The following is a 21,596-nucleotide window of genomic DNA, read 5'->3' as shown; positions in this document are numbered from 1 at the left end:
GCAGTTCCGGTAGCTTTAGTGCTGCACGGCAGCAGTCTGTCGGCGGGCGCGGAAGATCGCCCAAAGGCCGAGTAGGATCATCGGGGAGGACAGGACCATTCCCATCGTCAGCCAGTTCGTTCCGAGGAGATAGCCTAATTGCTTATCCGGCTCGCGGAAATATTCCACGAAGATGCGCGAGAGTGCATAGCCGAAGATGAAGACGCCGGTGATGAGGCCGGGGCTTTTCAGCGCCTTGGCGCCATATACAAGGGCGGCAAGGACGAGGAGCAGAACGATGCCTTCGAGGCCGGCTTCGTAGAGCTGGCTCGGATGGCGGGCGAAGGGGCCGCCAGTCGGGAAGACGACTGCCCAGGGCACATCCGTCAACCGGCCCCAGAGTTCGCCGTTGATGAAATTAGCGATACGGCCGAAGAATAGGCCGCAGGGCACCACCGTCGCAACGATATCGAAGAGGTTCCAGACGGGGATGCGGTTGCGGCGGGCAAAGAGGATCATGGCGATCGTCGTGCCGGTCAGGCCGCCATGGAAGGACATGCCGCCGTTCCAAATCTGCACGGCTCGGATCGGATTTTCGATGATGGCGCCGAGATCATAGAAAAGGATGTAGCCGATGCGACCGCCGAGAACGATGCCAAGTGCTGCCCAGACGACGAAGTCGTCGAGCTGGGCTCTTGATATGGGCGAGGTATTGTCCGGCCAGAGCGCATCGTTTGCAGCAATGCGGCGGGCATAGGCCCAGCCAAGCAGGATGCCGGCCACATAAGCCAGCCCGTACCAGTGAATCGCCAGCGGGCCGATCGAAAAAGCGATCGGGTCGATATTAGGGAAAGGCATTATAGCAAGAAGATCAGCGGCTATCGGCAAGGTTTTCTCACCCGTTGAGATGCGCGGAACATGGCTCCGCGATCTCTGACGGTCAAGTGCATTGTTCGCTATGCCTCATGCGAACGGCCTTATCCCGTGCAAAGCGCTTGCATCCTCGACGGCGAAGCCCTACCTCCATTTTCAGAGGCCATAAGGCCTACATTCACGTCGTGCGAAGGGAGAAATACGCCATGACGACCGGAACAAACCGCATCATGGATGAATTCGCCAAGCTGATGACCGATGCCGCAGGTGCTGCGCAGGGCGTGCGCAAGGAGATCGAGACTGCCTTCAACGCTCACGCCGAGCGCTGGTTGAACAGCATGGATGTCGTCAAGCGCGAGGAATTCGAAGCCGTGCGCGAAATGGCGATCAAGGCCCGTGACGAGAACGAGGCGCTCGCCGCCCGTGTCGCTACGCTCGAAGCCAGGCTTGCAGCAGAAGGCAAGTAAGTCCGCCTTAGATAAGATGCTGTATAAGGTGCGGCGTGGCCCTTATGTTACATGCCGCACCTTCCAATAAAAAATCCGGTGTGATTTTCCACCTGTGGACACTGCCAAAAAAGCCAATGGGCAGAGTCTTTTACCTCCCCCGCTGAATCTGATTCCATAAGTGCTTTCCACAGCTGGCCCGCCAAATTTCCGTGAAAGGGGCTGGCAGGCCGCGAGGGTCATTATACACTGATTTTAAATGATGATTCGAAGCGAATTGGTAAGCGCCAGGCAAGTTCACTGCGTCAGTCTGGCAGCGGTTCAGCGATCATCCCCAGTGGTGGTTTCCGGTGTTGCGTGTGTCTTGTTTTGTGTTCGTTCACGAAGTTAGGCCGCATTCACTCCGGTCAAGAAGGTGCTGCATGAGCCTTATGGAATTGGAAGTCGAACGCCAGTCGAACCCGGTCGACATGATCGAGTACGTGGCGTCAAACAATGACTGGGCATTCGAGCGCTCCGGCGAAGACGAGATCGCGATGACGGTCGAGGGCCGCTGGGCCGACTATCACGTTTCCTTCTCATGGATGGAGGAATTCGAAGCGCTGCATCTCGGCTGCGCCTTCGATATCAAGGTTCCTGAAATCAGGGTCAACGAGGTGGTGAAGCTGCTCTCGGCGATCAACGGCCAGGTGCTGATGGGACATTTCGACCTGTGGCGGCAGGAAGATGTCGTCATCTTCCGCCAGTCTCTGCTGCTTGCCGGCGGTGCCGAGCCCACCAACCGTCAGGTCGAGGTGCTGCTTTCGAGTGCACTCGACACCTGCGAGGCGTATTATCAGGCTTTCCAGTTCGTCGTATGGTCCGGCATGGAAGCCAACAAGGCGATGGAAGCAGTGCTTTTTGAAACAGTCGGCGAGGCTTAACATGCCTGCGAGTGCCTTTTCCGCCGTCAATCCGGTCGTTCTCGTCGGGGCCGGCAATATGGGGGGCGCCATGCTCTCCGGCTGGCTGAAGAGCGGAGTTCCGGGTTCTGCCGTCATCGTTGTCGATCCCGGTCCGTCGCCGGCGATGATATCGACCATTGCCGATGCCGGCGCCACGCATGTCACAGCCGTTCCTGCCAATCTCAAAGCCGGTGTCCTGTTTCTTGCAGTGAAGCCGCAGGTGATGGAAGCCGTACTTCCGGCTGTTAAAAGCGTCGTCGGTGCTCAGACGGTGGTGGTTTCGGTCGCTGCCGGCAAGACGCTCGCCTTCCTGGAAAAGCATCTCGGCGAGGCCGCTATGGTGCGCGCCATGCCGAACACACCTGCCATGGTCGGGCGCGGCGTAACCGGCGCCTTCGCCAATGCGCGTGTCAGCGCCGAACAGCGCGACGGCGTCAATGCCCTTCTTCGTGTCTCCGGTCCTGTCGAGTGGGTGCCTGCCGAATCCGATATCGATTCCGTAACGGCGCTCTCAGGCAGCGGGCCTGCTTATGTGTTCTATCTCGTCGAGTGTATGGCAGAGGCAGGCCGTAAACTCGGCCTGCAGGCGGACCTTGCCATGCGCCTTGCGCGGGAAACAGTCGCGGGGGCTGGTGAGTTGCTGCACCAGTCCCCCGACGACGCTGCGCGCCTGCGCCAGAACGTCACCTCGCCGGGCGGCACAACCGCTGCTGCACTTTCCGTACTGATGGCTGAAGATGGCATGCAGCCGCTATTCGACGAGGCGCTCGCGGCTGCCCGCAAGCGCGCCGAAGAGCTTGCCGGCTGAGAGAGACTGTTATGGCCGAAGAGATTGCCTTTGCCGATTTTGAGCGCGTCGATATCCGTGTTGGCACGATCATCGAGGCAAATCCTTTTCCGGAGGCGCGAAAGCCGGCGATCAAGCTTCTCATCGATTTCGGCTCCGGGATCGGCGTCAAAAAATCTTCGGCGCAGATCACGGTTCATTATTCGCCGGAACGGCTTGTCGGGCGACAAGTGCTCGCCGTCGTCAACTTTCCGCCGCGCCAGATCGGGCCGTTCCGCTCGGAAGTGCTGACGCTCGGTTTTGCCGATGAGAAGGGCGATATCGTGCTTGCGGGCGTCGAGCGGCCGGTGCCGAACGGCCAGAAGCTGATGTAGGCCGGCCAGACCAGTCATAAGCGTTTTGCAATTGCATAAATGATCTGGTCTTCGCCGAAGCGCGAAGCGCATTTTCAGCTGACTTTGCGGCAAGCTCAGTGAATGTCGCGTGAGAGCGGGTCGCTTACCGTGAAATCGTGGAAGACGGCTTCGAAGCCGGCGCGTTGCGGTGAGCAGAAGACGGGGCCGACCAGCACCTCTTCGAAAGCTGGATCGAACCAGGCGAGGCGGGCCATGCGCCATTCGTCCATAGTGTCCGTACTGTACTGAATGAACAGGGCGTCGCCGTTGCGAGTGGCGCGGACCGAGATGGCATCGAAGTCATGGCCGATGCGGAAGGCCGACCAGTCGGAATTGCCGTTGGTAACTACGGCGCTGAAATGCCTCGCCCCATCGGTATATTCGATGCCGCATTTCACCCAATGCTTCTCATCAGCGCGGATCATCAGCCCGGCCTGATCGTAGAGCGCTTCATAATTTCCGGAGAAGGTAACCTCGGCGGTGAAGTCATCCTTGCGGATTTCATGCAGGAAGTGACCATCGTCGCGATGGAAGCCGTAATAGGTGCCCTGCCAGAAATCGGTCTTTTCGCCGGAACGGACATGGAGCGCGCCGTCGCGCTCTTCAAAGAAGGGCGGCGGGTTCAGCCAGCTCATATGTTTCATGTTCAAATCTCCCGTAGGAAGGGATTTTCGCGGCGTTCGTCACCGATGCGGCTGCCGGGGCCGTGGCCGCAGATGAAGCCGACATCGTCGCCGAGCGGCAGCACCTTGTCCCTGATGGAATCGAGAAGCTGGCGATGGTTGCCGCCGGGCAGGTCAGTGCGGCCGATCGAACCGTTGAAAAGCACATCGCCGAGATGGGCGAACTTCTGGGAGCGGTTGAAATAGATGACGTGGCCCGGCGCATGGCCCGGCGTATGATAGACCTCGAATTCGTGGGAACCGAAGGAGATCTTGTCGCCGTCCTTCAGCCAACGGTCAGGCGTGACGTTCTGCAGGCCCTTAATGCCATATTTCTCGGCCTGAGTTTCGATGCGCTGCAGGAGCGGCAGGTCGTCCTCATGCGGGCCGACGATATCGATCCCGAGCTTTTCCTTCAGCTCCTTGGCGCCGCCGGCGTGATCGAGGTGGCCGTGGGTGAGCCAGATTTCCTTGATCTTGAGACCATGTTCTTCGATCACGCTTGCAATAACAGGCACGTCACCGCCGGGATCCACGACCACGCCTTCCTTTGTATCGGGGTCGAAGAGAATGGTGCAGTTCTGCTGGAAGGGTGTCACCGGAATGATGCCGGCCTGGAGCATGCCCATGAATGCCTCGCTTCGCGTCTTTCAATTGCCTGTCTCTATAGGCGCAAACGCAGCCGAAGGCAGCCGGAATTTTCGGTCGGCTCACGCGGAAAAGACAGGCTGCAACAGGAATTTATCGGCTTCCGGAGAGCGATGCGGCACTGTGTCGAAACGAATTTTTGTAGCGATTTCAGACGCTTGCTTCGGCCTTCCTTATCCCATTCTTCAGCTGCGCCGGCCGCGGCGGAACAACCACGCAACCCGTGCGTTGTCAGCCCATCGCAACAAGGAGACCTTACAATGACCTTGAAGAGAAACCTTCTGCTGGCCGGCGCCCTTCTGGCTGCGAGTGCCGGGCTCGCTCAGGCGGAGATGGTGGCGACGTCGATCAACGACTTGAACATCCGCTCCGGTCCCGGCCCGCAATATCCTTCCGTCGGTCTTGCCACCCGCGGCTCGACTGCCGTGCTCGATGGCTGCATCGAAGGTAGCCGCTGGTGCCGGGTCGACGTAAACGGCGTGCGGGGCTGGGTCTATGCCGAATATCTGCAGGTCAATCAGGGCGGCTCGCCCGTCATCGTCGAGCAGCATCGCGCCGATCTCGGCGTGCCTGTGGTGACCTATGAGACGACCTCCAGCGTCGTGCCGGCAGAGCCGATGCCCGCACCGGGTGATGAGCTGATCGGTCCGGTCGGCTCGGTCGAGGCGATTACGCCGCCAGAGGAAGTTCGCACCTATATCGACACAACGCCGGCGCAGGCCGTGCGGCTTAGCGGTGACGTGGTCGTCGGTGCCGAAGTGCCCGCCGACGTGACGTTCCAGACGATTCCGGATTACGAATATCGCTATGTCCGAATCAACGATCGACCGGTGCTGGTCGACCCGGGCACGCGCCGCATCGTCTATGTCTACCAATAAGCTCATAGGAAAGGCGGCATGCAGCCGCCTTTGTCCGTCAAGTCGGTCTGGCAGCGTCTGGAAAAGCTGCTCCGCTCTTCCGCGAAGAGTGTTTGTTCGACGATTTCGATGATACTGCGTTTGGCGGGTTCAATCACCGTCCGGCAGGTGATGCCGTTCAGGAAGCAATCCGGGTTGGCGCGTGAATGGCGCCATTATTGTCTAAGGCGATCACCGCGTTGCCGGGCGGAAACGTTCATCATCTCACTGCCGCGCATCATGCGATCGGCCGTACAAGCTTCCGAGAATTGAAGTCATTCTTGCCTCCTCCGGCGCGTTTGCGCCATGTCTGTTGATTGTTGTCCCCATTACGTTCTATCCACTGACACAAGGGGAAATTGCGCGTTGCGTTGGAGATTTGCCGGACGGGCTTTAGTTTCCAGGGAAAGAACAGTCCGCACGGGGCCTGCAACTTTCGGGGAAGCTAGCGGCGACGCAAAAATAGGTCACCAAAACCGACATATTTTGCGAAGACTTCGCAAGGCTCGCGCCAAGAGAGAGGAAATGCCGAGTGCCACGAGAGACCAGCTCGAAAGCAGGAAAACCTGAACCGCTGGCCACGCCGATGGAGGATGTCGGGATCATCGATTTCGAGATCATCGAGCTGTTCTTCTTCGCTTACCGTGACTTCGTATCCGATCCTGACGCCATTCTTGAAAAGAGTGGTTTTGGGCGGGCGCATCACCGCGTCGTTCATTTTGTCAACCGAAATCCGGGCATGACGGTCGCCGATCTGCTCGATACGCTGAAGATCACCAAGCAGAGCCTTGCAAGAGTGCTGAAACAACTGATCGATTCAGGCTATATTCGGCAGGTGGCAGGCCCGGAGGATCGCCGACAGCGCAAGCTCTATCCCACCAAATCGGGCAGGGAGCTGGCACTGGCGCTCGCCGAGCCGCAATCACGCCGTATTGAACGGGCATTCGAGGGCGCTACCCCGGAGGCGCGAGAGGGCGTAAAGGCATTCCTCAGAGGAATGCGAGACAGACAGAAGGCGGATTGAATGGCGGTCAAGACAGGCATTTCCGATGACGCGGCGCATCTTCTCGTCGTCGACGACGATACCCGTATCCGCGCGTTGCTGAACCGTTATCTGACGGAAAACGGTTTTCGCGTGACCATTGCCTCTGACGGGGCGGAGGCACAGCGCAAGCTGGCGGGGCTCGATTTCGACCTCATCATCATGGACGTGATGATGCCGGGCGAATCCGGCATCGAGGTGACGCGTGGGCTGAGGGCCGTGAAGAACGTCCCGATCATCATGCTGACGGCGCTTGCCGAATCCGACAGCCGTATTGCCGGGCTTGAAGCCGGCGCCGACGATTATCTTCCCAAGCCTTTCGATCCCCGCGAACTCGTTCTGCGCATCAACAATATCCTGCGACGCAATAGCGGCGGCGATACGCCGAAAATCGAGCAGGTCATGTTCGGCCCCTATACTTTCTCGCTGACGCGCAAGGAGCTGAAGAAGGCGGCCGAAGTCATCCGCCTGACGGACCGCGAACAGGAAATCATGCTGCTTTTTGCCCGCCGGGCCGGCGACACGATCCCGCGGCACGAGTTGATCGGAGACGATGCGGAAGTCGGCGAACGTACCATCGACGTCCAGATCAACCGTCTACGCCGCAAGATCGAAGATGATCCTGCCAATCCGGTCTGGCTGCAGACAGTGCGCGGTATAGGATACAGGCTGAGTATCGACTAAACGACGGGTTCGGGACCGGCGCACATGGTGACATTCGACAGCTTGCGGCGGGAAGACCGCTCTCCTGCACCCGGCTGGCGCTGGTTCGTGCGCTGGCTGCGCCGGCGATTGCCGACAGGCCTTTATACGCGTTCGCTGCTGATCATCATCATTCCGATGGTGCTTCTGCAGTCGGTCGTCGCAGCGGTCTTCATGGAGCGTCACTGGCAGATGGTGACGGAGCGGCTGTCGCTCGGCGTGACCCGTGACATCGCAGCCATCATCGAGGTTATCGACACCTTTCCGCAGGATGCCGATTATAGCGATATAACCCGCATTGCCCGCGACCAGCTCAACCTGCAGATTTCGATTGAACCGGATGGAGATCTGCCGCCGCCGCGCGAAAAGCCATTCTTCTCGATTCTCGACGGCATTCTGAGCGACGAGATCACCGATGAAATCCGCCGGCCGTTCTGGATCGATACGGTCGGCAATTCCAACCTCATCGAGATCCGCATCAAGCTCGACAACCGCATCCTGCGCGTGATTACAAAACGCAGTCAGGCCTATGCATCGAACACGCATATCTTCATTCTCTGGATGGTTGGCGCGTCACTCGTGCTGATCGCGATCTCAATCCTGTTCCTGCGCGGACAGATCCGGCCGATCCTCAATCTGGCGCGGGCGGCGGAAAACTTCGGCAAAGGGCAGAAGGCGGACAATTTCTACCCGCGTGGGGCTGATGAGGTGCGGCGTGCCGGTCTCGCCTTCATCCTCATGCGAGAGCGCATCGAGCGGCAGATGGAGCAGCGCACGGCGATGCTCTCAGGCGTCAGCCACGATCTCAGAACCATCCTGACCCGCTTCAAGCTGCAGTTAGCGCTCGTCGGCGACAATCCCGATCTTGCCGGCCTCAACGAAGACGTCAACGATATGCAGACCATGCTGGAGGCCTACATGGCCTTTGCCAAGGGTGAGGTGGAGGAGGATGTCGGTGAGCTGAAGCTCAGCGAGGTCTTCGAAAAACTCGAGGCCGATTTCGAACTGCATGGCAAGGTGCTGACCTATTCCATCGAGGGCGAGGACCATATCTCGGTGCGCCCGAATGCCTTCTTGCGACTTGTGACCAATCTCGCCTCTAATGCAAGGCGTTACGCCGACGCGCTCCATATCGAGGCCAAGCATGGTGCGAAATGGCTGACGATCGTCTTCGATGACAATGGTCCCGGCATTCCGGAGAAGTACCGGGAGGATGTGTTCAAGCCATTCTTCCGGCTGGATAGCGCACGCAATCTCGATGCTTCGGGCACCGGTCTCGGGCTTGCCATCGTGAGGGATATCGCGCGCAGCCACGGCGGCAATATCACGCTTGGTGACAGTCCGCTTGGCGGGCTGAGAGCGACGGTGCGTCTTCCGGCCTAGCTTTTTGCAGCCGGTTTGGCGGCGTCGAATTCATTCAGGTGGATGACGATCCAGCGCCACAGAGAGACGACCTGCGTCAGCAGTTCGCGGCCGAGCGGTGTCAGTTCGTATTCCACGCGTGGTGGCACCTGCGGATAGAGCGTGCGGATGACGAGGCCGTCGCTTTCGAGCGTGCGCAATGTCTGTGTCAGCACCTTCTGGCTGATATTCTCCACTCGCTCCAGCACTCTTGAAAAGCGTAGAGGCCCGTTCGCTTCCGAAAGCACGTGCAGGACGCGTAGCGGCCATTTTGCAGCGGCACGTTCCAGCATCTGCCGGGCTCGCGCATCCTGCTCATCGCTCATGTTACGACAGAAATCAAAGATGTCGTCTTTCATTACAGTTACCTTCAGGTTTGTATAGATCCATTAGGTACCTTCTTTCTAAAGGAAACAATAGATCCTAAATGGATTGAGAACCGAAAAGGAGGTTTCCCATGTCAAAGGTTTGGTTGATTACTGGAAGTTCGCGTGGCCTCGGCCGCGCGCTCGCCAATGCCGTGCTTGAGGCCGGCGACAAACTGGTCGCGACAGCGCGCGATCCCGCCCAGCTTGCCGATCTTGTTGATGCGTATGGCTCGCGCGTTCGCGCCCTGGCGCTCGATGTGACCGACGGGGCGGCGGCGGAAGCGGCTGTGAAGACCGCGGTCGATACATTCGGCCGGCTCGACGTGCTGGTCAACAATGCAGGTTACGGCAATGTCGCGCCGATCGAGGATACGAGCCTTGCCGAGTTCCGGGCGCAGATCGAGACCAATCTCTTTGGCACGATCATCATGACCAAGGCGGCGATCCCGGTCATGCGCGGGCAGGGGGCAGGCCATATCATCCAGTTCTCTTCCGTCGGCGGCAGGATCGGGCCTGTCGGGCGCGCGCCCTACGCGGCAGCGAAATGGGGCGTCGAGGGCTTTTCCGAAGTGCTTTCCAAGGAGGTCGGGCCGCTCGGCATCAAGGTGACGGTGATCGAGCCCGGCGGTTTCCGCACGGACTTTGCAGGCTCGTCGACGGCGATCTACGAAGGCCGTCCGGAATATGCCGAAACGGTCGGCGCCATGGCGGAATATCAGCGCAACTATAATGGCCGCCAGCCCGGCGATCCGGCCAAGGCGGCGGCCGCGGTGCTGCATATTGCTTCGCTCGATACGCCGCCGCTGAGATTGCTGCTCGGCAGCGATGCGGCCGCAGCCGTGGAAAAGGCGGATGCAGCGCGAATGGAGGCCGATCGCACCTGGCGTGTCGTCAGCCAGTCGACCGATTTCGAACAGGGCGGCGATGCCAGGCCAATGCCTTGGGACAAGAAGGCCGGCTGAGGTGCGGACAAAAGAAAAGCGCCGCATTGTGGCGGCGCTTTTCGTCAAACCATCTTCGGCCGATCAGCTTGCGACGCAGAAGTGCTCGCGACCGTCATTGCCGACATAGGTGCCGCTCTGCGGATCGAAGCTGCGATAGCGATAGGAGCAATAGCGTTGCCACTGGGCGCTCCAGGGTTCCATGGCGCTGACCGGGCGTCCGTAAACCGGGCGGCCATAGACCGGCTCGGAATAGACGGGTTCGGAGTAGACGGGACGCGCGCGGTAGACCGGCGGCGGAGCATATTCCGGCTCATAGACAGGCGGGTCGATGTAGCGGCGCTCTTCATATACCGGGCCGTTGTTGGCATTGGCGATGGCAGAGCCGACGATCAGGCCGGTCGCAAGGCCGACAGCGCCGCCGACCAGTGCATCGTTGCCGTGGTCGTGGCCATGACGCCAGTAACGGTCGCCAGCCGAAGCTTCGCCGATGGCTGCGAGGGTCAGGGCAGCGGCGGTCGCTGTCAGAAGAATGGTCTTTGCAAGCCTGTTCATCGCGTAAAATCCCAGTATCGGAAACCGGAAGCGGTCCCTTCTCTATGGTTCCGAAACTAGCGGCGGCATGCTGAATGGAGTCTGAACGACAAAACCCGGCATGGCTGCCGGGCTTCAACTCGATTCCACGCCTATGCGAGGGTTCAGCCTGAAATCTGCAGATTGACGGCCTTCGGGCCCTTGCCACGGCGATCCGGCTCTGTGTCGAAGCTTACTTTCTGGTTTTCCGTCAGACCGGCCAGGCCGGAAGCCTGAACGGCAGAAATGTGAACGAAGATATCGGCGCCGCCCTTGTCCGGCTTGATAAAGCCGAAGCCCTTGTCGGTATTGAAGAATTTTACAGTGCCAGTCTCGGCCATGCCTCAGGTCCTTTTGTCTCCGCCCGCCATCCACACGGGCAGCATTACGCTATTGCCTTCTCGCGAAGACGCTGGCAGGCAGATCTTGAAATGTGAGAAAAAGGTCCCCTCTACCTCCGCCGGTTCCAGACAGGACTTAACGCCTGCTGTTTTTTGGGACCGGCTGACCGGAATATTAGCGTTTCCGGCTCGCAAATTCTTAAGGACTTCCCATGCTCGCAAAATGCCCGAACGCGCGAAGAGTGCTGCGTTTGAAGGATTTTGGCAAGCAAAAGTTTTTTAACGTGTCCCTAAGAACACACCCGCAAATGTGGCCTGTTTTCGCAAAAATGCAAAAAATCCGCCGCCGGGAGCAAATGATTAACGTTTTATATCGTCTGCAATATAAATTCCGGGCAGATTTTACCAAAAATGCAACGATAGCGCGTCTTGCCGCTCGCTTAAAAAAATTTTCAGACGGCACTAAATGCCCCATAAATGGACGCGTGTTCAGGCCATCTCCGAACGGCGGCGGGTCATTTCGGGCACGAGCTCGACTACAAGCATAGCGATAAACATCAGCGCACAACCGATATAGCCGAGCGGCGGCATGCTCTCACCCAAAAGAAGCGCGGCGAGGGTTGCGCCGAACAGAGCTTCGGCGGAGAGGAAGATCGCTGCCTGCGACGGCGTAGTGTAGCGCTGGGCGACCACCTGCAACACGAAGGCGACGCCCGAGGAGAAGATGCCGACATAGAGGATCTCGGGTGCAGCCGCGCGGATATCTGACAAGCTGACTGGTTCGGAAATGGCGGCGATGATCAGCGCACAAACGGCCGACACCGCAAACTGGGCGTTGGACAGCGCAAGCGGCCGACCCGTTTCGCCGACCGTCGTTCCGGCAAGCGTGATCTGCACCGACCAGAAGATGGCGCATACGACCGTCAGAAGATCCCCCACCGTCAGAGCCGAAAGCTGGCCGCCCGACAGCATGTAAATGCCTGACACGGCCATGATGGCGCCCGGCCAGATGATCCAGTGCGGCGAGCGGCGCAGGAAGAAGACGGCGATCAACGGCACAAAGATTACATAGAGCCCGGTGATGAAGCTGGAATTGGTGACGGTCGTCGTCTGCAGGCCGATCTGTTGCGTGGAGGCGCCGCCGAAGAGCGCAAGGCCGATCATCAAATAGAGGCCAAGATGACGGCGGCTGGTTGCGACCTTCGCCTTGCGCGCTTCGATGAGCGTGAAAGGCAGGGTGGCAAGTGCGGCGATGGCGAAGCGCAGACCGATGAACCAGAAGGGGCCGATCGCCTTCATTGCCGTCGACTGTGCGACGAAGCCGCCGCCCCAGATAGCGGCTGCGAGCAATAGAAGGAGGTTCGCCTGAACGCGCGTCATCTCGCCCTCAATGTTTGGGAAGCATTTAAGAGTATGCTGCCGGGTTAGCAGGCGCATCTCTTTTCGACAAGGATGAGAATTCCTTAAATGGTTCGGAGACATGGATGAAGCAGCAAATGATTGCGACCGTTACGGCAGCTGTTCTGGCAGGGCCTTGGGCCGCTTCGGCCGAGGCTTCATCATCCGTCCGGCCGATTACACGCTTTGCCGATCTGCCTGATGTGGTCCGGGCGGATATCGAGCCTGATGACGGCGACTGCCACATCGAAGAGCAGGGGCTTGCCTATGGCGACGCCCTCGAAGTGACCGGTCAGACCGGGAAGAGGCTAATCATCGTACCTTGTGGCCAGGCCGGCGCCTACAACATGCCTTTCGCAATCTATGGCGGCTACGGTAACCATATTTCTCGAACGGTCTTTCCGCTGAAGTTCTCGGAAACGACGGGTGATACGGCTTTCAACATCCGCTACGATGCGACGGAGAGGCGTTTCACCTCCTTCGCAAAGGGACGCGGCATGGGTGATTGCGGCAGCTATTATGTGTGGCGTATAGCCGAGCCTGATAACACGGATTTCCTTGTTCTTGAGGAAGTGCGCATCAAGGAGGAATGCGATGCCAGGGCTGATGGCGGTCCGGCAACATGGCCGCTCGTGTGGAAGCGCCAATGACGGCAGGATATACCGGCACGCCGCTCACAAGGAAGCTGGGGCTTAAACCAGGACAGGCGGCCTTGCTCCTGAATGTTCCCGATGGGCTGGCCGAGATCGGCGAGTTCGAGGGTTTTGCTGCGGTCGAACGGGTCTTGCCGACGGCTTCTGACCGGCAATTCGATTATATCCACGTCTTCGAAACACGTCGTGTGGCGTTGGAAGAGATGATGGGGGCGCTAATCCGCGTGGTCAGGCCCGATGGCATGGTCTGGATATCTTGGCCGAAAAAGAGTTCAAAGTTGCCGACCAGCCTCACCGAGGATGCATTAAGAGAGATCCTGTTGCCGACAGGTCTCGTCGACGTCAAAGTCTGCGCCATCGACGATTTATGGTCGGGGCTGAAATTCATGATCCGCAAGGAATTGCGGAACTCGCTTTAGCCGGCCCGGTTTTCGGCGCGGGAAACCCGAAGCAATTCGCCGTCATTCTCGTCGGTGACCATCAGCAATGCGCCATCGGGAGCCACGATCACATCGCGGATGCGGCCGTAGTCGCCCTCAAACATACGCTCCTCAGCGGTAAAGGCGCCGCTTGCATCCCGCTGCATGCGCGACAGCAACTGGAACTTCAGGGCGGCGACGATGAAATCGCCGTTCCATTCCGGAAACATCTTGCCGCGATAAACGACGAGAGCGCCCGGAGCGATCGACGGGTCCCAGTAGTGCAGGGGCTGTTCCAGGCCCTCCTTGGCCGTTCCTTCGCCGATCTTGGCACCGGAATAGTCGCGGCCATAGGTGATAACAGGCCAGCCGTAATTCTTGCCGGGTTCGGGATTGTTGATCTCGTCACCACCCTTTGCGCCATGTTCGACGGTGTAGAGCTTGCCGTCGGCAGTATCGAAGGTGATGCCCTGCGGGTTGCGATGACCCTTGGACCAGATCTCCGGCAGGGCTTTGCTGCTATTCTTGAAGGGATTGTCGGCGGGAATGCTGCCATCGGCATTAAGGTGGATGATGGAGCCGGCATCATCTTTCCAATCTTGAGAGCGGTTGCGGTCACCGCGGTCGCCGATGCTGATGAACAACGAGCCGTCTGGGGCAATCGCGATGCGAGAGCCGTACTGGATGTTGCCGCGGGTAAAGTCCCGCATGGTGAAAATGGGCGTGACGTTTTCGAGGGTCTTTTCATCCGAGGACAGCGTGGCGCTGAAAGCCTCGGTGCCGGAGCCCCGGTCGCTGGCGGTTGCGGCGGTCAGATAGAGCTTTCGGCTGGTGGCGAAATCAGGGGCAAGCGCGACATCCATCAGGCCGCCCTGGCCGCGGGCGCTCACCTTTGGCACGCCATCGATCGGATCGGAAACCTTGCCGTCGCGGATGATGCGCAGCCGCCCCGGCCGCTCCGTGACGATATAGCCACCGTCAGGCAGGACCTCGACTGCCCAAGGATGCTCCAGCCCTTCGGCTAGTTTCTCGACACGAACCGAAACTTCCTGCGTCCTGACGATGTCACCGGTCTGGGCAAGGACTGGACCTGCAAAAGCAGCGATCCCTGCAAGCAACGCGGCGAAACGGAAAGTCGAAATGGCGTCCATCATAATCCCCGTCGTCAGTTTGAGGGGAAAGGTGGCGCGAGGCATGGAGCGCTTCAACCGTAATCGGCGCTCCATAACGGTTTTGTGTTCTCGGGTTGAACGAGAGCAGGTCAGTTGATTATGCGGGGAGGGAAGCGGATGTCGAAATCGGCATCCTGTAGCTCCGCACTCATCATCCGCTGTGTGATGAAGCCGGTGCGCTTTGCTTCCGCTTTCAGGAAAAGCCCACAGCCGATCAGCGCCATGCCGTAGAAGGCGAGGCAAACGATACCGACGGCGACCAGTTTTTCGACGATCGAAAGCCCGGGGAGGCGAGGTCTCGGCGGTGCAGGCGGTGCCTCGTGGGCAGAAGCGGCGGCCATGGCCAGTTCCATATAGGTCGGCAGCGGCTCGAACGTATCGGGTTTCTCGCTCCAGCCGGAATGTTGCGGCTTAGCGGACATCGCGCCGGCCTCCCGAGAGGACGAGGCCCTTGATGCGACGCAGCCAGATGGCAAGTCCGTTTGCGGCGACGAACGCGGCAACAAGCACCGCTACGCCATCGCTAATCTTCTGGTCGGCATAGGAAGCGTGGAGGGAACCGGAAGCCATGGCCGGTCCTGCTTCGGCAGGCGAAAAGAGGCAGAACATCGCCACGACGCAGCTTGCAAATGCGATGACCGCCACCATCAGCGACAGAGAAACCCGGCTTGCGCGCAGGCGTCCCGCTGCGCGCTCGTCTTCCAGAAACATGGCATGCCCTCAATAACCAATGTCGGATGGTGACAGAGTAGCGGTTTGATCTCGGCGCTCTCACGACCGAATTACGGCATGCCGCGGCATTTGTTGCGGCTTATTCGTGGCAAATGGTAAACGGGCGATAACCTTGATTTTAAGGAATAAAACAGGGCCGGCTTCAGAAAATGATTCAACTTCTTGCGAGCCCGGGGCTGCCGCCTGCGGCGTCCCTTCGAACCTCGGTTCAAAATTTCCAGACGCAGATGCGGCAATTGATCAATAAGAATCATCGCCGCCATCATGCCTTTGCGCTTGAAATGCTGTCATACATTGGACATAGAGCTTAGCGCAGAACTCCGGTCCCGGCCTTCTGCCCGTTTCAACCTTGTAGGACCGATATCATGGCCTTCCTTGCCGATGCCCTTTCCCGCGTGAAGCCTTCAGCCACCATCGCCGTTTCTCAGAAAGCGCGCGAACTGAAAGCCAAAGGACGCGACGTGATTGGTCTCGGCGCCGGCGAGCCGGATTTCGATACGCCCGAGAATATCAAGAAAGCCGCTATCGACGCGATCAATCGCGGCGAGACGAAATACACGCCGGTATCCGGTATCCCCGAGCTGCGTAAGGCGATTGCCGCCAAGTTCAAGCGCGAGAACGGTCTGGAATATTCCTGGGAGCAGACGATTGTCGGCACGGGCGGCAAGCAGATCCTGTTCAACGCCTTCATGGCGACGCTGAACCCCGGCGATGAAGTCGTGATCCCCGCGCCTTACTGGGTGTCCTATCCCGAGATGGTGGCGCTGTGCGGTGGCACACCGGTTTTCGTTTCGGCCACCCAGGAGCATAATTTCAAGCTCCAGCCCGCCGATCTCGAAAAGGCGATCACGCCGAAGACCAAATGGTTCATTTTCAACTCGCCGTCCAACCCGACAGGCGCGGCCTATACGCATGCAGAGCTGAAGGCGCTGACGGACGTGCTGATGAAGCATCCGCATGTCTGGGTGCTGACGGACGACATGTACGAGCACCTGACCTATGGCGACTTCAAATTCGTCACGCCTGTCGAGGTCGAGCCGAAGCTCTACGATCGCACGTTGACGATGAACGGCGTCTCTAAGGCCTATGCGATGACCGGCTGGCGTATTGGTTATGCCGCAGGCCCGATCCAACTGATCAAGGCTATGGACATGATCCAGGGTCAGCAGACCTCGGGTGCGACCTCGATCGCGCAATGGGCGGCCGTCGAAGCACTGAACGGCACGCAGGACTTCATCCCCGAAAACAAGAAGATCTTCGAAGGCCGCCGTGACCTCGTCGTTTCCATGCTGAACCAGGCCAAGGGCATCGTCTGCCCGGTGCCGGAAGGCGCCTTCTACGTCTATCCGTCCTGCGCCGGTCTCATCGGCAAGACAGCCCCGTCCGGCAAGATCATCGAGACCGACGAGGATTTCGTTTCCGAACTGCTGGAATCGGAAGGCGTTGCCGTCGTTCACGGCTCGGCCTTCGGCCTCGGCCCGAACTTCCGCATCTCCTATGCGACGTCGGAAGAACTGCTCGAGGAAGCTTGCCGCCGCATCCAGCGCTTCTGCGCAGCCTGCAAGTAATCGGCAGCATCGGCCCATCGAAAAAGCCCGCCAGAAATGGCGGGCTCTTTCTTGTCTCACTTTTTGATTCAACGCGCTTCGAAAGCGATTCCGCTCTTGGCGCTAAGTCGCTGATTTCAGGTTCAAAGTCCGATCGCCGTCAGCATGATGAAGGTGGCGAAGAGGATGAAATGGGTCATGCCTTCGATGGCATTGGTCTCGCCGTCATTCAGATTGATAGCCGCGGCGATCAGCGTGACCATGACCATCACTGTCTGGACCGGCGACATGGCCATGATGAATGGCTGGCCGGTATAGAGCGCGATCGCTTCCATGACCGGCACGGTGAGGATGACCGTCGAGAGAGAGGCGCCCATGGCAATGTTGACGGTTGCCTGCATGCGGTTGCGCAAAGCCGCCCTCAGAGCGGTCAGGATTTCCGGTGCGGCGGAGATGGCGGCCACCACGATGGCGGTCACCGCCACGGGTGCTCCGCTATCCCGCAGGCCCTCGCTCATGAAGCCTGACATGAACTCGGCGAGCGCACCGATGATGACCACGCCAATGAGGATGATGGTGATCGAGGCTGCGACCGATCCCTCTCCTTCATGTTCGTCGGGATGTTCCTTCTGTCTCTCCGAGCGCGGATAGCTGTAGGAGAAGAAATAGCTGTGCTGGCCGACCTGCATGCGCAGGAAAAGGCCGTAGAGCGCGATCATGGCGATGATGGTGAAGCCGGAATAATAGTGCCATTTATTGCCGGGCACGAATTCCGGAACGATCATTGATATGCCCATGGCGGTCAGGATCATCACGCCATAGGTCTTGCCGGAATTGTCGTTATAGGGCTGCTCGCCATGCTTCAGGCCGCCGAGTAGGGCAGCTAGACCGAGGATGCCGTTGATGTCGAGCATGAGAGCCGAATAGATCGTGTCGCGCACCAGCGTCGGCGATGTCTCCTCGCCGCTCATCATGATGGCGAGGATAATGACTTCCACAGCAACAGCGGAGAGCGTCAGGATCATCGTGCCGTAGGGATCGCCGACCTTAACGGCCAGCAGTTCCGCGTGATGGGCGACACGCATGGAGGCGAATACGATGGTCACAATCAGAGCGGCGGCTGCGACAAGCGCTACGCCCCGGCCCGCTTCCACGACTGAATGTTCCAGCCAATAGGCGATGACGGCGACGACGACCGCCACAATCAAGAATTTCTCTTCCTTAAGATGCAATGCCATCTCTACCACCAGCGCCGATTTTGATTCCCTCGGCGAGTCTAAGCCGGTGATTTTTCTATGCAAGCAGACTCCCCACTGATGAAATTTGCAGTCTGTGACGATTAATGAAATACTGCTTTTCATACGGCAGCCGGAACCCAGATCGCGGCGTCCTGGAAATCTTCTCAAGCGGCCCGCGCTGGACCGGACATGATCCGGAGCCTACGGATGCGTGGCGAGAAGAAGAGGAGACAACGCATGGTCAAGGTGGTCTACGAAGTCGTACCGCATGACGGCGGCTGGGCCTACAAGCTTGGGGACGTCTATTCCGAGGCATTTCCGAGCCATTCCGAAGCGCTTGAAGCGGCCCGCATTGTTGCGGCCGAGCAGCAGGTCGGCGGTGATTCCGCTGAGATCAGCTGGCAGGATGCCCAGGGTAAGTGGCACGAGGAATATGCCGAAGGTGGCGATCGCCCCGAGACTGAGGTCGTGGACGGCTTTACCAAGGGCCATTCGCCCGAAGTTTCCCCAGAGCCGTGATCTCCAGCCGATTTCCTGAAGTCTTTCAGCGCGTCGTCAGGCGCGCGTTTCCTTGCATGACTTGATATAATTCAGCAGACCTTTGACCAGAGCGTCAAAGGTGACACGGCAGCGCGGGGAGGTCTTGAGGCTCTCGTGCATCGCGACCCATGTGCCGAGAGGGATATCGAATTCATCCGCCAGAATATGGACGAGATCAGAGCCCGGGCGGGCAAGCCCCGTCTGGCAGATTCCGATGCCTATGCCGGCACGGATGCCGGCCAGATGGGCGAGATGATTGCTGGTGCGGAAGGAAGCTGTGAGTTCGTCAACTGCCGGATACAGCCTGCGCATCATGCGGATATAGGCGGTCTGCCGGTCGAAGCCGATAATGCGATGACCGGAAAGCTCCGCCATGGTCTGCGGCGTGCCGTGGCGTTCCAGATAGCGGCGATGCGCGTGGAAGCCGAGCGGAATATCGCCGATGCGCCGTACCAGCAGTGCGTCTTGCTGCGGCTCGGCCATGCGCACGGCAATATCGGCCTCCCGGTTCATGAGATCTTCCAGCGTGTCGGAGGCCGACAGCTCCACCTGCAGTAGTGGGTAGGCTTCCTGCAGATCGGCGATGATCGGAGGCAGCACTTCGATGCCGATCACTTCGCTGGCGCTGATGCGCACGGTGCCTTCCACCTTGTCGCGCCGGCTGGATGCCGTGCGCAGAAGCGCGGCGGCCGTCGTTGCCAGCGTTTCGGCATAGGGCTGGAGATCGAGCGCGATATCGGTCGGCAGCAGGCCGTTTGACGAGCGGGTGAAAAGCTCGGCGCCGACAGCCTCTTCCAGGGCATCGATATGGCGGCCGACCGTCGGCTGTGTCAGGCCGAGTTCGCGGGCGGCGGCCGAGAGCGATCCGTGCCGTAGCACGGTAAGGAACGAACGGTAGAAATCCCAGCACGGTTCAACGTTCATGTATTTATGTATAGCAGCTGTACATACTTCGTCAATTTTGTTTACCCTTGGCTCAAGACATAGTCGTCTCGTCGAACAAGGAGATGATCATGAGCAGCGAATATCAGGATAAGAAATTGGCGCTCGTTCTCGGTGCGACTGGCGGCATCGGCGGCGCGGTTGTCCGCAAGCTGCAGGCACGCGGCTGGACGATCAGGGCGCTCAACCGCAATGCCGCCAAGGCATCTGCCAGCGGGCAGGGCTTCGAGTGGGTGCAGGGCGACGCGATGAATCCGGTTGATATTCGCAAGGCGGCGGAAGGTGCTGCACTCATCGTTCATGCCGTCAATCCTCCCGGCTATCGCGACTGGGAGAAGCTGGTTCTGCCGATGCTGGACAATACGATCGCCGCGGCCCGCGCCGCCGGTGCACGCATCCTGCTGCCGGGCACTGTCTATAATTTCGGTCCGGATGTCTTTCCAGTCGTGACGGAAGATAGTCCGCAGCATCCGGTGACGAAAAAGGGCAAGATCCGTGTCGAGATGGAGAAGCGTCTGAAGGCTGTTTCCGAGACCGGAACCGGCGTTATCGTCGTCCGCGCAGGCGATTTCTTCGGACCAGGCGCCACCAGCAATAGCTGGTTCACAGCCGCTTTCGCCACGCCGGGCAAGCCAGTTGGTACGATCAGGAATCCGGCGCTGCCGGGTATCGGGCACCATTGGGCCTATTTGCCCGATGTCGCCGAGACCATGGTGCAGCTCGTCGAGCGGGCCGAGCGGCTGCCGGCTTTCGCGTGCTATCACATGAACGGTTTCTGGGATGGCGATGGCCGGCAGATGGCTGAGGCAGTCCGGCGTGTTGCCGGCGGCAAGGCGAAGATCGGCCGTTTCCCCTGGTTCATCGTGCCGTTGCTTGCTCCTTTCATGACGCTGATGCGGGAGATGAAGGAGATGCGCTATCTCTGGAAAACGCCGCTGCGCATGAAGAATGACGGGTTGGTGACCGAACTCGGAACCGAGCCGCATACGCCGATCGACGAAGCCGTACGCACGACTTTGATTGCGCAGGGCTCGCTGCCGGAGATGCGTGAGACGAAAGTGCCTCTCGCGAAGGCGGAAAAGGCGCGCTAGGCAAGTTCTGAGAGCGCGATGCGGGCGACCGTCAGAGGCTTTTCCGCGGAGACATGGTCGCCATCTTCAAGAAACCAGGCGGCGGAGAGGCCGGAATAGGCCGCGATCCATTTCAACAGCCTTGACGGCTCGATATCTGCTTCCTTGGAAACGATCGGAAGCTGACGCTGGAGGCGTTTGGGATCCGTCGTCGTCGGCAGTTCTTCATTGGCGAAGATATTGGCAAAGTCATAGCCACGCTCGCCATAGATCCTCTTCGGATCGATTGCGAGCCAGCCGCGGTCGCCGAAGTCGAGGATGTTGCGGTGGTGTATGTCGCCGTGGAGGATGCTGAGCTGCTGTGGCGCCGCGAGCAAATCGCTCGCGATCTTCCAACTATCGACAAAAGTGCCGCCATGGGCGCGCGCTGCCGGCTCAAGACTGCGAAACCAGCGTTCGAGCGTTGGGGAATCGTGAAGAGGAGCGGGGCGCGGGGCATGCAGCCTCGCCGCCGTCTGCACCATGATGCGGCTTGCCTCATCGTCCTGGCCGTTCAGCGCCATTTCCAGCAGCGAATATTTGTCCACTGCTCGCTCCAGAAGCACAGCGTCATCTTCTTGCGCATAGACCTGGGCTGCGCCATCGCCATTCCACCACTTCATCAGCAAAGCGCCTTCGCGCTCGCTGCTGTCGGTCGCAACCTTCAGCATGGCGGGCTTTCCCTTCCAGGTGACCGGCAGGAGACGGCTTGAGTGGGTGATGATAGGTTCGCCGTCTGATGTTAACGACCAGCGTTCGAGATAGGGCGAGAACATGGGGGTATGCTAGCGGCAATGTCCGGAAATGGAAATCCCGCGGGATGGCGGGATTTCCGTTTATCGATGACG

Annotated in this window: 27 protein-coding genes; 14 read left to right on the top strand and 13 right to left on the bottom strand. The window is 59.3% G+C overall.

Annotated elements, in window-relative coordinates; translation table 11 throughout:
- Window positions 1–15: 15 nt before the first annotated feature.
- Window positions 16–867 carry a prolipoprotein diacylglyceryl transferase gene (lgt, locus tag FHT78_RS04615; protein ID WP_183741094.1) on the bottom strand — a complete coding sequence of 284 codons (852 nt, stop codon included), beginning with the start codon at window positions 865–867 and terminating at the stop codon, window positions 16–18.
- Window positions 868–1,058: 191 nt separating this feature from the next.
- Between lgt and FHT78_RS04610 the strand changes: the two genes are divergently transcribed.
- From FHT78_RS04610 to FHT78_RS04595, 4 genes are all read left to right on the top strand, one after another.
- A complete protein-coding gene (locus tag FHT78_RS04610; RefSeq protein ID WP_183741092.1) occupies window positions 1,059–1,319 on the top strand; it encodes an accessory factor UbiK family protein in 261 nt (86 codons plus the stop codon).
- A gap of 401 nt (window positions 1,320–1,720) precedes the next feature.
- The gene (locus FHT78_RS04605) at window positions 1,721–2,221 is read left to right on the top strand and encodes a YbjN domain-containing protein (protein ID WP_007824374.1); all 501 of its coding nucleotides are present in this window, start codon (window positions 1,721–1,723) and stop codon (window positions 2,219–2,221) included.
- A gap of 1 nt (window position 2,222) precedes the next feature.
- The gene (gene proC, locus FHT78_RS04600; RefSeq protein ID WP_183741091.1) at window positions 2,223–3,050 is read left to right on the top strand and encodes a pyrroline-5-carboxylate reductase; all 828 of its coding nucleotides are present in this window, start codon (window positions 2,223–2,225) and stop codon (window positions 3,048–3,050) included.
- Between the two features lie 11 nt (window positions 3,051–3,061).
- Window positions 3,062–3,403: a tRNA-binding protein gene (locus FHT78_RS04595; RefSeq protein ID WP_183741090.1), complete on the top strand. Its 342-nt coding sequence runs from the start codon at window positions 3,062–3,064 to the stop codon at window positions 3,401–3,403.
- A gap of 95 nt (window positions 3,404–3,498) precedes the next feature.
- Here FHT78_RS04595 and FHT78_RS04590 read toward each other — a convergent pair whose 3' ends face one another.
- Window positions 3,499–4,068: a DUF1349 domain-containing protein gene (locus FHT78_RS04590; protein WP_183741089.1), complete on the bottom strand. Its 570-nt coding sequence runs from the start codon at window positions 4,066–4,068 to the stop codon at window positions 3,499–3,501.
- A 2-nt stretch (window positions 4,069–4,070) separates the two neighbouring features.
- A complete protein-coding gene (locus tag FHT78_RS04585; protein ID WP_183741088.1) occupies window positions 4,071–4,715 on the bottom strand; it encodes an MBL fold metallo-hydrolase in 645 nt (214 codons plus the stop codon).
- A 279-nt stretch (window positions 4,716–4,994) separates the two neighbouring features.
- Between FHT78_RS04585 and FHT78_RS04580 the strand changes: the two genes are divergently transcribed.
- From FHT78_RS04580 to FHT78_RS04565, 4 genes are all read left to right on the top strand, one after another.
- Entirely contained in the window at window positions 4,995–5,612 is a 618-nt protein-coding gene (locus FHT78_RS04580; protein WP_183741087.1) for a DUF1236 domain-containing protein, read from the top strand.
- 550 nt (window positions 5,613–6,162) lie between these two features.
- Window positions 6,163–6,654, top strand: a complete 492-nt coding sequence (locus FHT78_RS04575) for a MarR family transcriptional regulator (RefSeq protein WP_183741086.1) — start codon at window positions 6,163–6,165, stop codon at window positions 6,652–6,654.
- Complete coding sequence (locus FHT78_RS04570) at window positions 6,655–7,356, top strand: response regulator transcription factor (RefSeq protein WP_183741085.1); 702 nt, start codon at window positions 6,655–6,657, stop codon at window positions 7,354–7,356.
- Between the two features lie 24 nt (window positions 7,357–7,380).
- The gene (locus FHT78_RS04565; protein ID WP_183741083.1) at window positions 7,381–8,757 is read left to right on the top strand and encodes an ATP-binding protein; all 1,377 of its coding nucleotides are present in this window, start codon (window positions 7,381–7,383) and stop codon (window positions 8,755–8,757) included.
- On the opposite strand, the gene FHT78_RS04560 is transcribed toward FHT78_RS04565, so the two are convergent.
- Window positions 8,754–9,161 (bottom strand): helix-turn-helix domain-containing protein, encoded by a 408-nt coding sequence (locus FHT78_RS04560; protein ID WP_348644717.1) that lies wholly within the window; start codon window positions 9,159–9,161, stop codon window positions 8,754–8,756. The two genes, FHT78_RS04565 and FHT78_RS04560, sit on opposite strands and share 4 nt — an antisense overlap.
- 71 nt (window positions 9,162–9,232) lie before the next feature.
- Between FHT78_RS04560 and FHT78_RS04555 the strand changes: the two genes are divergently transcribed.
- The gene (locus FHT78_RS04555; protein ID WP_183741081.1) at window positions 9,233–10,105 is read left to right on the top strand and encodes an oxidoreductase; all 873 of its coding nucleotides are present in this window, start codon (window positions 9,233–9,235) and stop codon (window positions 10,103–10,105) included.
- Window positions 10,106–10,168: 63 nt separating this feature from the next.
- Here FHT78_RS04555 and FHT78_RS04550 read toward each other — a convergent pair whose 3' ends face one another.
- The 3 genes from FHT78_RS04550 to FHT78_RS04540 all read right to left on the bottom strand — a co-directional run bounded on the left by FHT78_RS04550 (window position 10,169) and on the right by FHT78_RS04540 (window position 12,378).
- A complete protein-coding gene (locus tag FHT78_RS04550; protein ID WP_113147160.1) occupies window positions 10,169–10,639 on the bottom strand; it encodes a BA14K family protein in 471 nt (156 codons plus the stop codon).
- Window positions 10,640–10,782: 143 nt separating this feature from the next.
- A complete protein-coding gene (locus tag FHT78_RS04545) occupies window positions 10,783–10,998 on the bottom strand; it encodes a cold-shock protein (RefSeq protein WP_007824341.1) in 216 nt (71 codons plus the stop codon).
- Window positions 10,999–11,487: 489 nt separating this feature from the next.
- Window positions 11,488–12,378: a DMT family transporter gene (locus tag FHT78_RS04540; protein ID WP_183741079.1), complete on the bottom strand. Its 891-nt coding sequence runs from the start codon at window positions 12,376–12,378 to the stop codon at window positions 11,488–11,490.
- Between the two features lie 104 nt (window positions 12,379–12,482).
- Here FHT78_RS04540 and FHT78_RS04535 point away from each other — a divergent pair, with 104 nt between their 5' ends.
- Both FHT78_RS04535 and FHT78_RS04530 read left to right on the top strand, forming a co-directional pair.
- Window positions 12,483–13,046, top strand: coding sequence for a DUF1176 domain-containing protein (locus FHT78_RS04535; protein ID WP_183741077.1), 564 nt, complete (start codon window positions 12,483–12,485; stop codon window positions 13,044–13,046).
- Complete coding sequence (locus FHT78_RS04530; RefSeq protein ID WP_183741075.1) at window positions 13,019–13,468, top strand: hypothetical protein; 450 nt, start codon at window positions 13,019–13,021, stop codon at window positions 13,466–13,468. Before FHT78_RS04535 ends, FHT78_RS04530 begins: the two co-directional genes overlap by 28 nt.
- On the opposite strand, the gene FHT78_RS04525 is transcribed toward FHT78_RS04530, so the two are convergent.
- From FHT78_RS04525 to FHT78_RS04515, 3 genes are all read right to left on the bottom strand, one after another.
- Window positions 13,465–14,619, bottom strand: a complete 1,155-nt coding sequence (locus FHT78_RS04525; protein WP_183741846.1) for a PQQ-dependent sugar dehydrogenase — start codon at window positions 14,617–14,619, stop codon at window positions 13,465–13,467. The two genes, FHT78_RS04530 and FHT78_RS04525, sit on opposite strands and share 4 nt — an antisense overlap.
- A 110-nt stretch (window positions 14,620–14,729) precedes the next feature.
- The gene (locus FHT78_RS04520) at window positions 14,730–15,062 is read right to left on the bottom strand and encodes a sortase (RefSeq protein WP_183741073.1); all 333 of its coding nucleotides are present in this window, start codon (window positions 15,060–15,062) and stop codon (window positions 14,730–14,732) included.
- Window positions 15,052–15,351 carry a hypothetical protein gene (locus tag FHT78_RS04515; RefSeq protein ID WP_183741071.1) on the bottom strand — a complete coding sequence of 100 codons (300 nt, stop codon included), beginning with the start codon at window positions 15,349–15,351 and terminating at the stop codon, window positions 15,052–15,054. The genes FHT78_RS04520 and FHT78_RS04515 overlap by 11 nt, the downstream gene beginning before the upstream one ends.
- A 386-nt stretch (window positions 15,352–15,737) precedes the next feature.
- Here FHT78_RS04515 and FHT78_RS04510 point away from each other — a divergent pair, with 386 nt between their 5' ends.
- Entirely contained in the window at window positions 15,738–16,940 is a 1,203-nt protein-coding gene (locus tag FHT78_RS04510) for a pyridoxal phosphate-dependent aminotransferase (RefSeq protein WP_183741069.1), read from the top strand.
- Window positions 16,941–17,062: 122 nt separating this feature from the next.
- Here the strand turns inward: FHT78_RS04510 and FHT78_RS04505 are convergent, their stop codons facing one another.
- Window positions 17,063–18,157 carry a calcium:proton antiporter gene (locus FHT78_RS04505; RefSeq protein ID WP_183741067.1) on the bottom strand — a complete coding sequence of 365 codons (1,095 nt, stop codon included), beginning with the start codon at window positions 18,155–18,157 and terminating at the stop codon, window positions 17,063–17,065.
- 237 nt (window positions 18,158–18,394) lie between these two features.
- Between FHT78_RS04505 and FHT78_RS04500 the strand changes: the two genes are divergently transcribed.
- Window positions 18,395–18,676, top strand: a complete 282-nt coding sequence (locus FHT78_RS04500; RefSeq protein ID WP_183741065.1) for a DUF2188 domain-containing protein — start codon at window positions 18,395–18,397, stop codon at window positions 18,674–18,676.
- A gap of 36 nt (window positions 18,677–18,712) precedes the next feature.
- On the opposite strand, the gene FHT78_RS04495 is transcribed toward FHT78_RS04500, so the two are convergent.
- Complete coding sequence (locus FHT78_RS04495; protein WP_183741063.1) at window positions 18,713–19,621, bottom strand: LysR family transcriptional regulator; 909 nt, start codon at window positions 19,619–19,621, stop codon at window positions 18,713–18,715.
- Between the two features lie 89 nt (window positions 19,622–19,710).
- Here FHT78_RS04495 and FHT78_RS04490 point away from each other — a divergent pair, with 89 nt between their 5' ends.
- A complete protein-coding gene (locus FHT78_RS04490) occupies window positions 19,711–20,730 on the top strand; it encodes an NAD(P)H-binding protein (RefSeq protein WP_183741061.1) in 1,020 nt (339 codons plus the stop codon).
- Here FHT78_RS04490 and FHT78_RS04485 read toward each other — a convergent pair.
- Entirely contained in the window at window positions 20,727–21,524 is a 798-nt protein-coding gene (locus FHT78_RS04485; RefSeq protein ID WP_183741059.1) for an aminoglycoside phosphotransferase family protein, read from the bottom strand. The genes FHT78_RS04490 and FHT78_RS04485 overlap by 4 nt on opposite strands.
- Between the last annotated feature and the right edge of the window lie 72 nt (window positions 21,525–21,596).

Origin of the sequence: Rhizobium sp. BK196 (genome assembly GCF_014193255.1) — a bacterium.
Taxonomy (GTDB): domain Bacteria; phylum Pseudomonadota; class Alphaproteobacteria; order Rhizobiales; family Rhizobiaceae; genus Rhizobium.
This window is presented reverse-complemented; position numbering and strand designations above follow the sequence as displayed.

What these genes read in the sequence shown, in the direction of transcription:
- FHT78_RS04610 (WP_183741092.1), top strand. Translation starts at nt 1,059, where the DNA reads ATGACGACCGGAACAAACCGCATCATGGATGAATTCGCCAAGCTGATG.
- FHT78_RS04605 (WP_007824374.1), top strand. Translation starts at nt 1,721, where the DNA reads ATGAGCCTTATGGAATTGGAAGTCGAACGCCAGTCGAACCCGGTCGAC.
- proC (WP_183741091.1), top strand. Translation starts at nt 2,223, where the DNA reads ATGCCTGCGAGTGCCTTTTCCGCCGTCAATCCGGTCGTTCTCGTCGGG.
- FHT78_RS04595 (WP_183741090.1), top strand. Translation starts at nt 3,062, where the DNA reads ATGGCCGAAGAGATTGCCTTTGCCGATTTTGAGCGCGTCGATATCCGT.
- FHT78_RS04590 (WP_183741089.1), bottom strand. Translation starts at nt 4,068, where the DNA reads ATGAAACATATGAGCTGGCTGAACCCGCCGCCCTTCTTTGAAGAGCGC.
- FHT78_RS04585 (WP_183741088.1), bottom strand. Translation starts at nt 4,715, where the DNA reads ATGGGCATGCTCCAGGCCGGCATCATTCCGGTGACACCCTTCCAGCAG.
- FHT78_RS04580 (WP_183741087.1), top strand. Translation starts at nt 4,995, where the DNA reads ATGACCTTGAAGAGAAACCTTCTGCTGGCCGGCGCCCTTCTGGCTGCG.
- FHT78_RS04570 (WP_183741085.1), top strand. Translation starts at nt 6,655, where the DNA reads ATGGCGGTCAAGACAGGCATTTCCGATGACGCGGCGCATCTTCTCGTC.
- FHT78_RS04565 (WP_183741083.1), top strand. Translation starts at nt 7,381, where the DNA reads ATGGTGACATTCGACAGCTTGCGGCGGGAAGACCGCTCTCCTGCACCC.
- FHT78_RS04555 (WP_183741081.1), top strand. Translation starts at nt 9,233, where the DNA reads ATGTCAAAGGTTTGGTTGATTACTGGAAGTTCGCGTGGCCTCGGCCGC.
- FHT78_RS04550 (WP_113147160.1), bottom strand. Translation starts at nt 10,639, where the DNA reads ATGAACAGGCTTGCAAAGACCATTCTTCTGACAGCGACCGCCGCTGCC.
- FHT78_RS04545 (WP_007824341.1), bottom strand. Translation starts at nt 10,998, where the DNA reads ATGGCCGAGACTGGCACTGTAAAATTCTTCAATACCGACAAGGGCTTC.
- FHT78_RS04540 (WP_183741079.1), bottom strand. Translation starts at nt 12,378, where the DNA reads ATGACGCGCGTTCAGGCGAACCTCCTTCTATTGCTCGCAGCCGCTATC.
- FHT78_RS04535 (WP_183741077.1), top strand. Translation starts at nt 12,483, where the DNA reads ATGAAGCAGCAAATGATTGCGACCGTTACGGCAGCTGTTCTGGCAGGG.
- FHT78_RS04530 (WP_183741075.1), top strand. Translation starts at nt 13,019, where the DNA reads ATGGCCGCTCGTGTGGAAGCGCCAATGACGGCAGGATATACCGGCACG.
- FHT78_RS04525 (WP_183741846.1), bottom strand. Translation starts at nt 14,619, where the DNA reads ATGGACGCCATTTCGACTTTCCGTTTCGCCGCGTTGCTTGCAGGGATC.
- FHT78_RS04520 (WP_183741073.1), bottom strand. Translation starts at nt 15,062, where the DNA reads ATGTCCGCTAAGCCGCAACATTCCGGCTGGAGCGAGAAACCCGATACG.
- FHT78_RS04515 (WP_183741071.1), bottom strand. Translation starts at nt 15,351, where the DNA reads ATGTTTCTGGAAGACGAGCGCGCAGCGGGACGCCTGCGCGCAAGCCGG.
- FHT78_RS04510 (WP_183741069.1), top strand. Translation starts at nt 15,738, where the DNA reads ATGGCCTTCCTTGCCGATGCCCTTTCCCGCGTGAAGCCTTCAGCCACC.
- FHT78_RS04505 (WP_183741067.1), bottom strand. Translation starts at nt 18,157, where the DNA reads ATGGCATTGCATCTTAAGGAAGAGAAATTCTTGATTGTGGCGGTCGTC.
- FHT78_RS04500 (WP_183741065.1), top strand. Translation starts at nt 18,395, where the DNA reads ATGGTCAAGGTGGTCTACGAAGTCGTACCGCATGACGGCGGCTGGGCC.
- FHT78_RS04495 (WP_183741063.1), bottom strand. Translation starts at nt 19,621, where the DNA reads ATGAACGTTGAACCGTGCTGGGATTTCTACCGTTCGTTCCTTACCGTG.
- FHT78_RS04490 (WP_183741061.1), top strand. Translation starts at nt 19,711, where the DNA reads ATGAGCAGCGAATATCAGGATAAGAAATTGGCGCTCGTTCTCGGTGCG.
- FHT78_RS04485 (WP_183741059.1), bottom strand. Translation starts at nt 21,524, where the DNA reads ATGTTCTCGCCCTATCTCGAACGCTGGTCGTTAACATCAGACGGCGAA.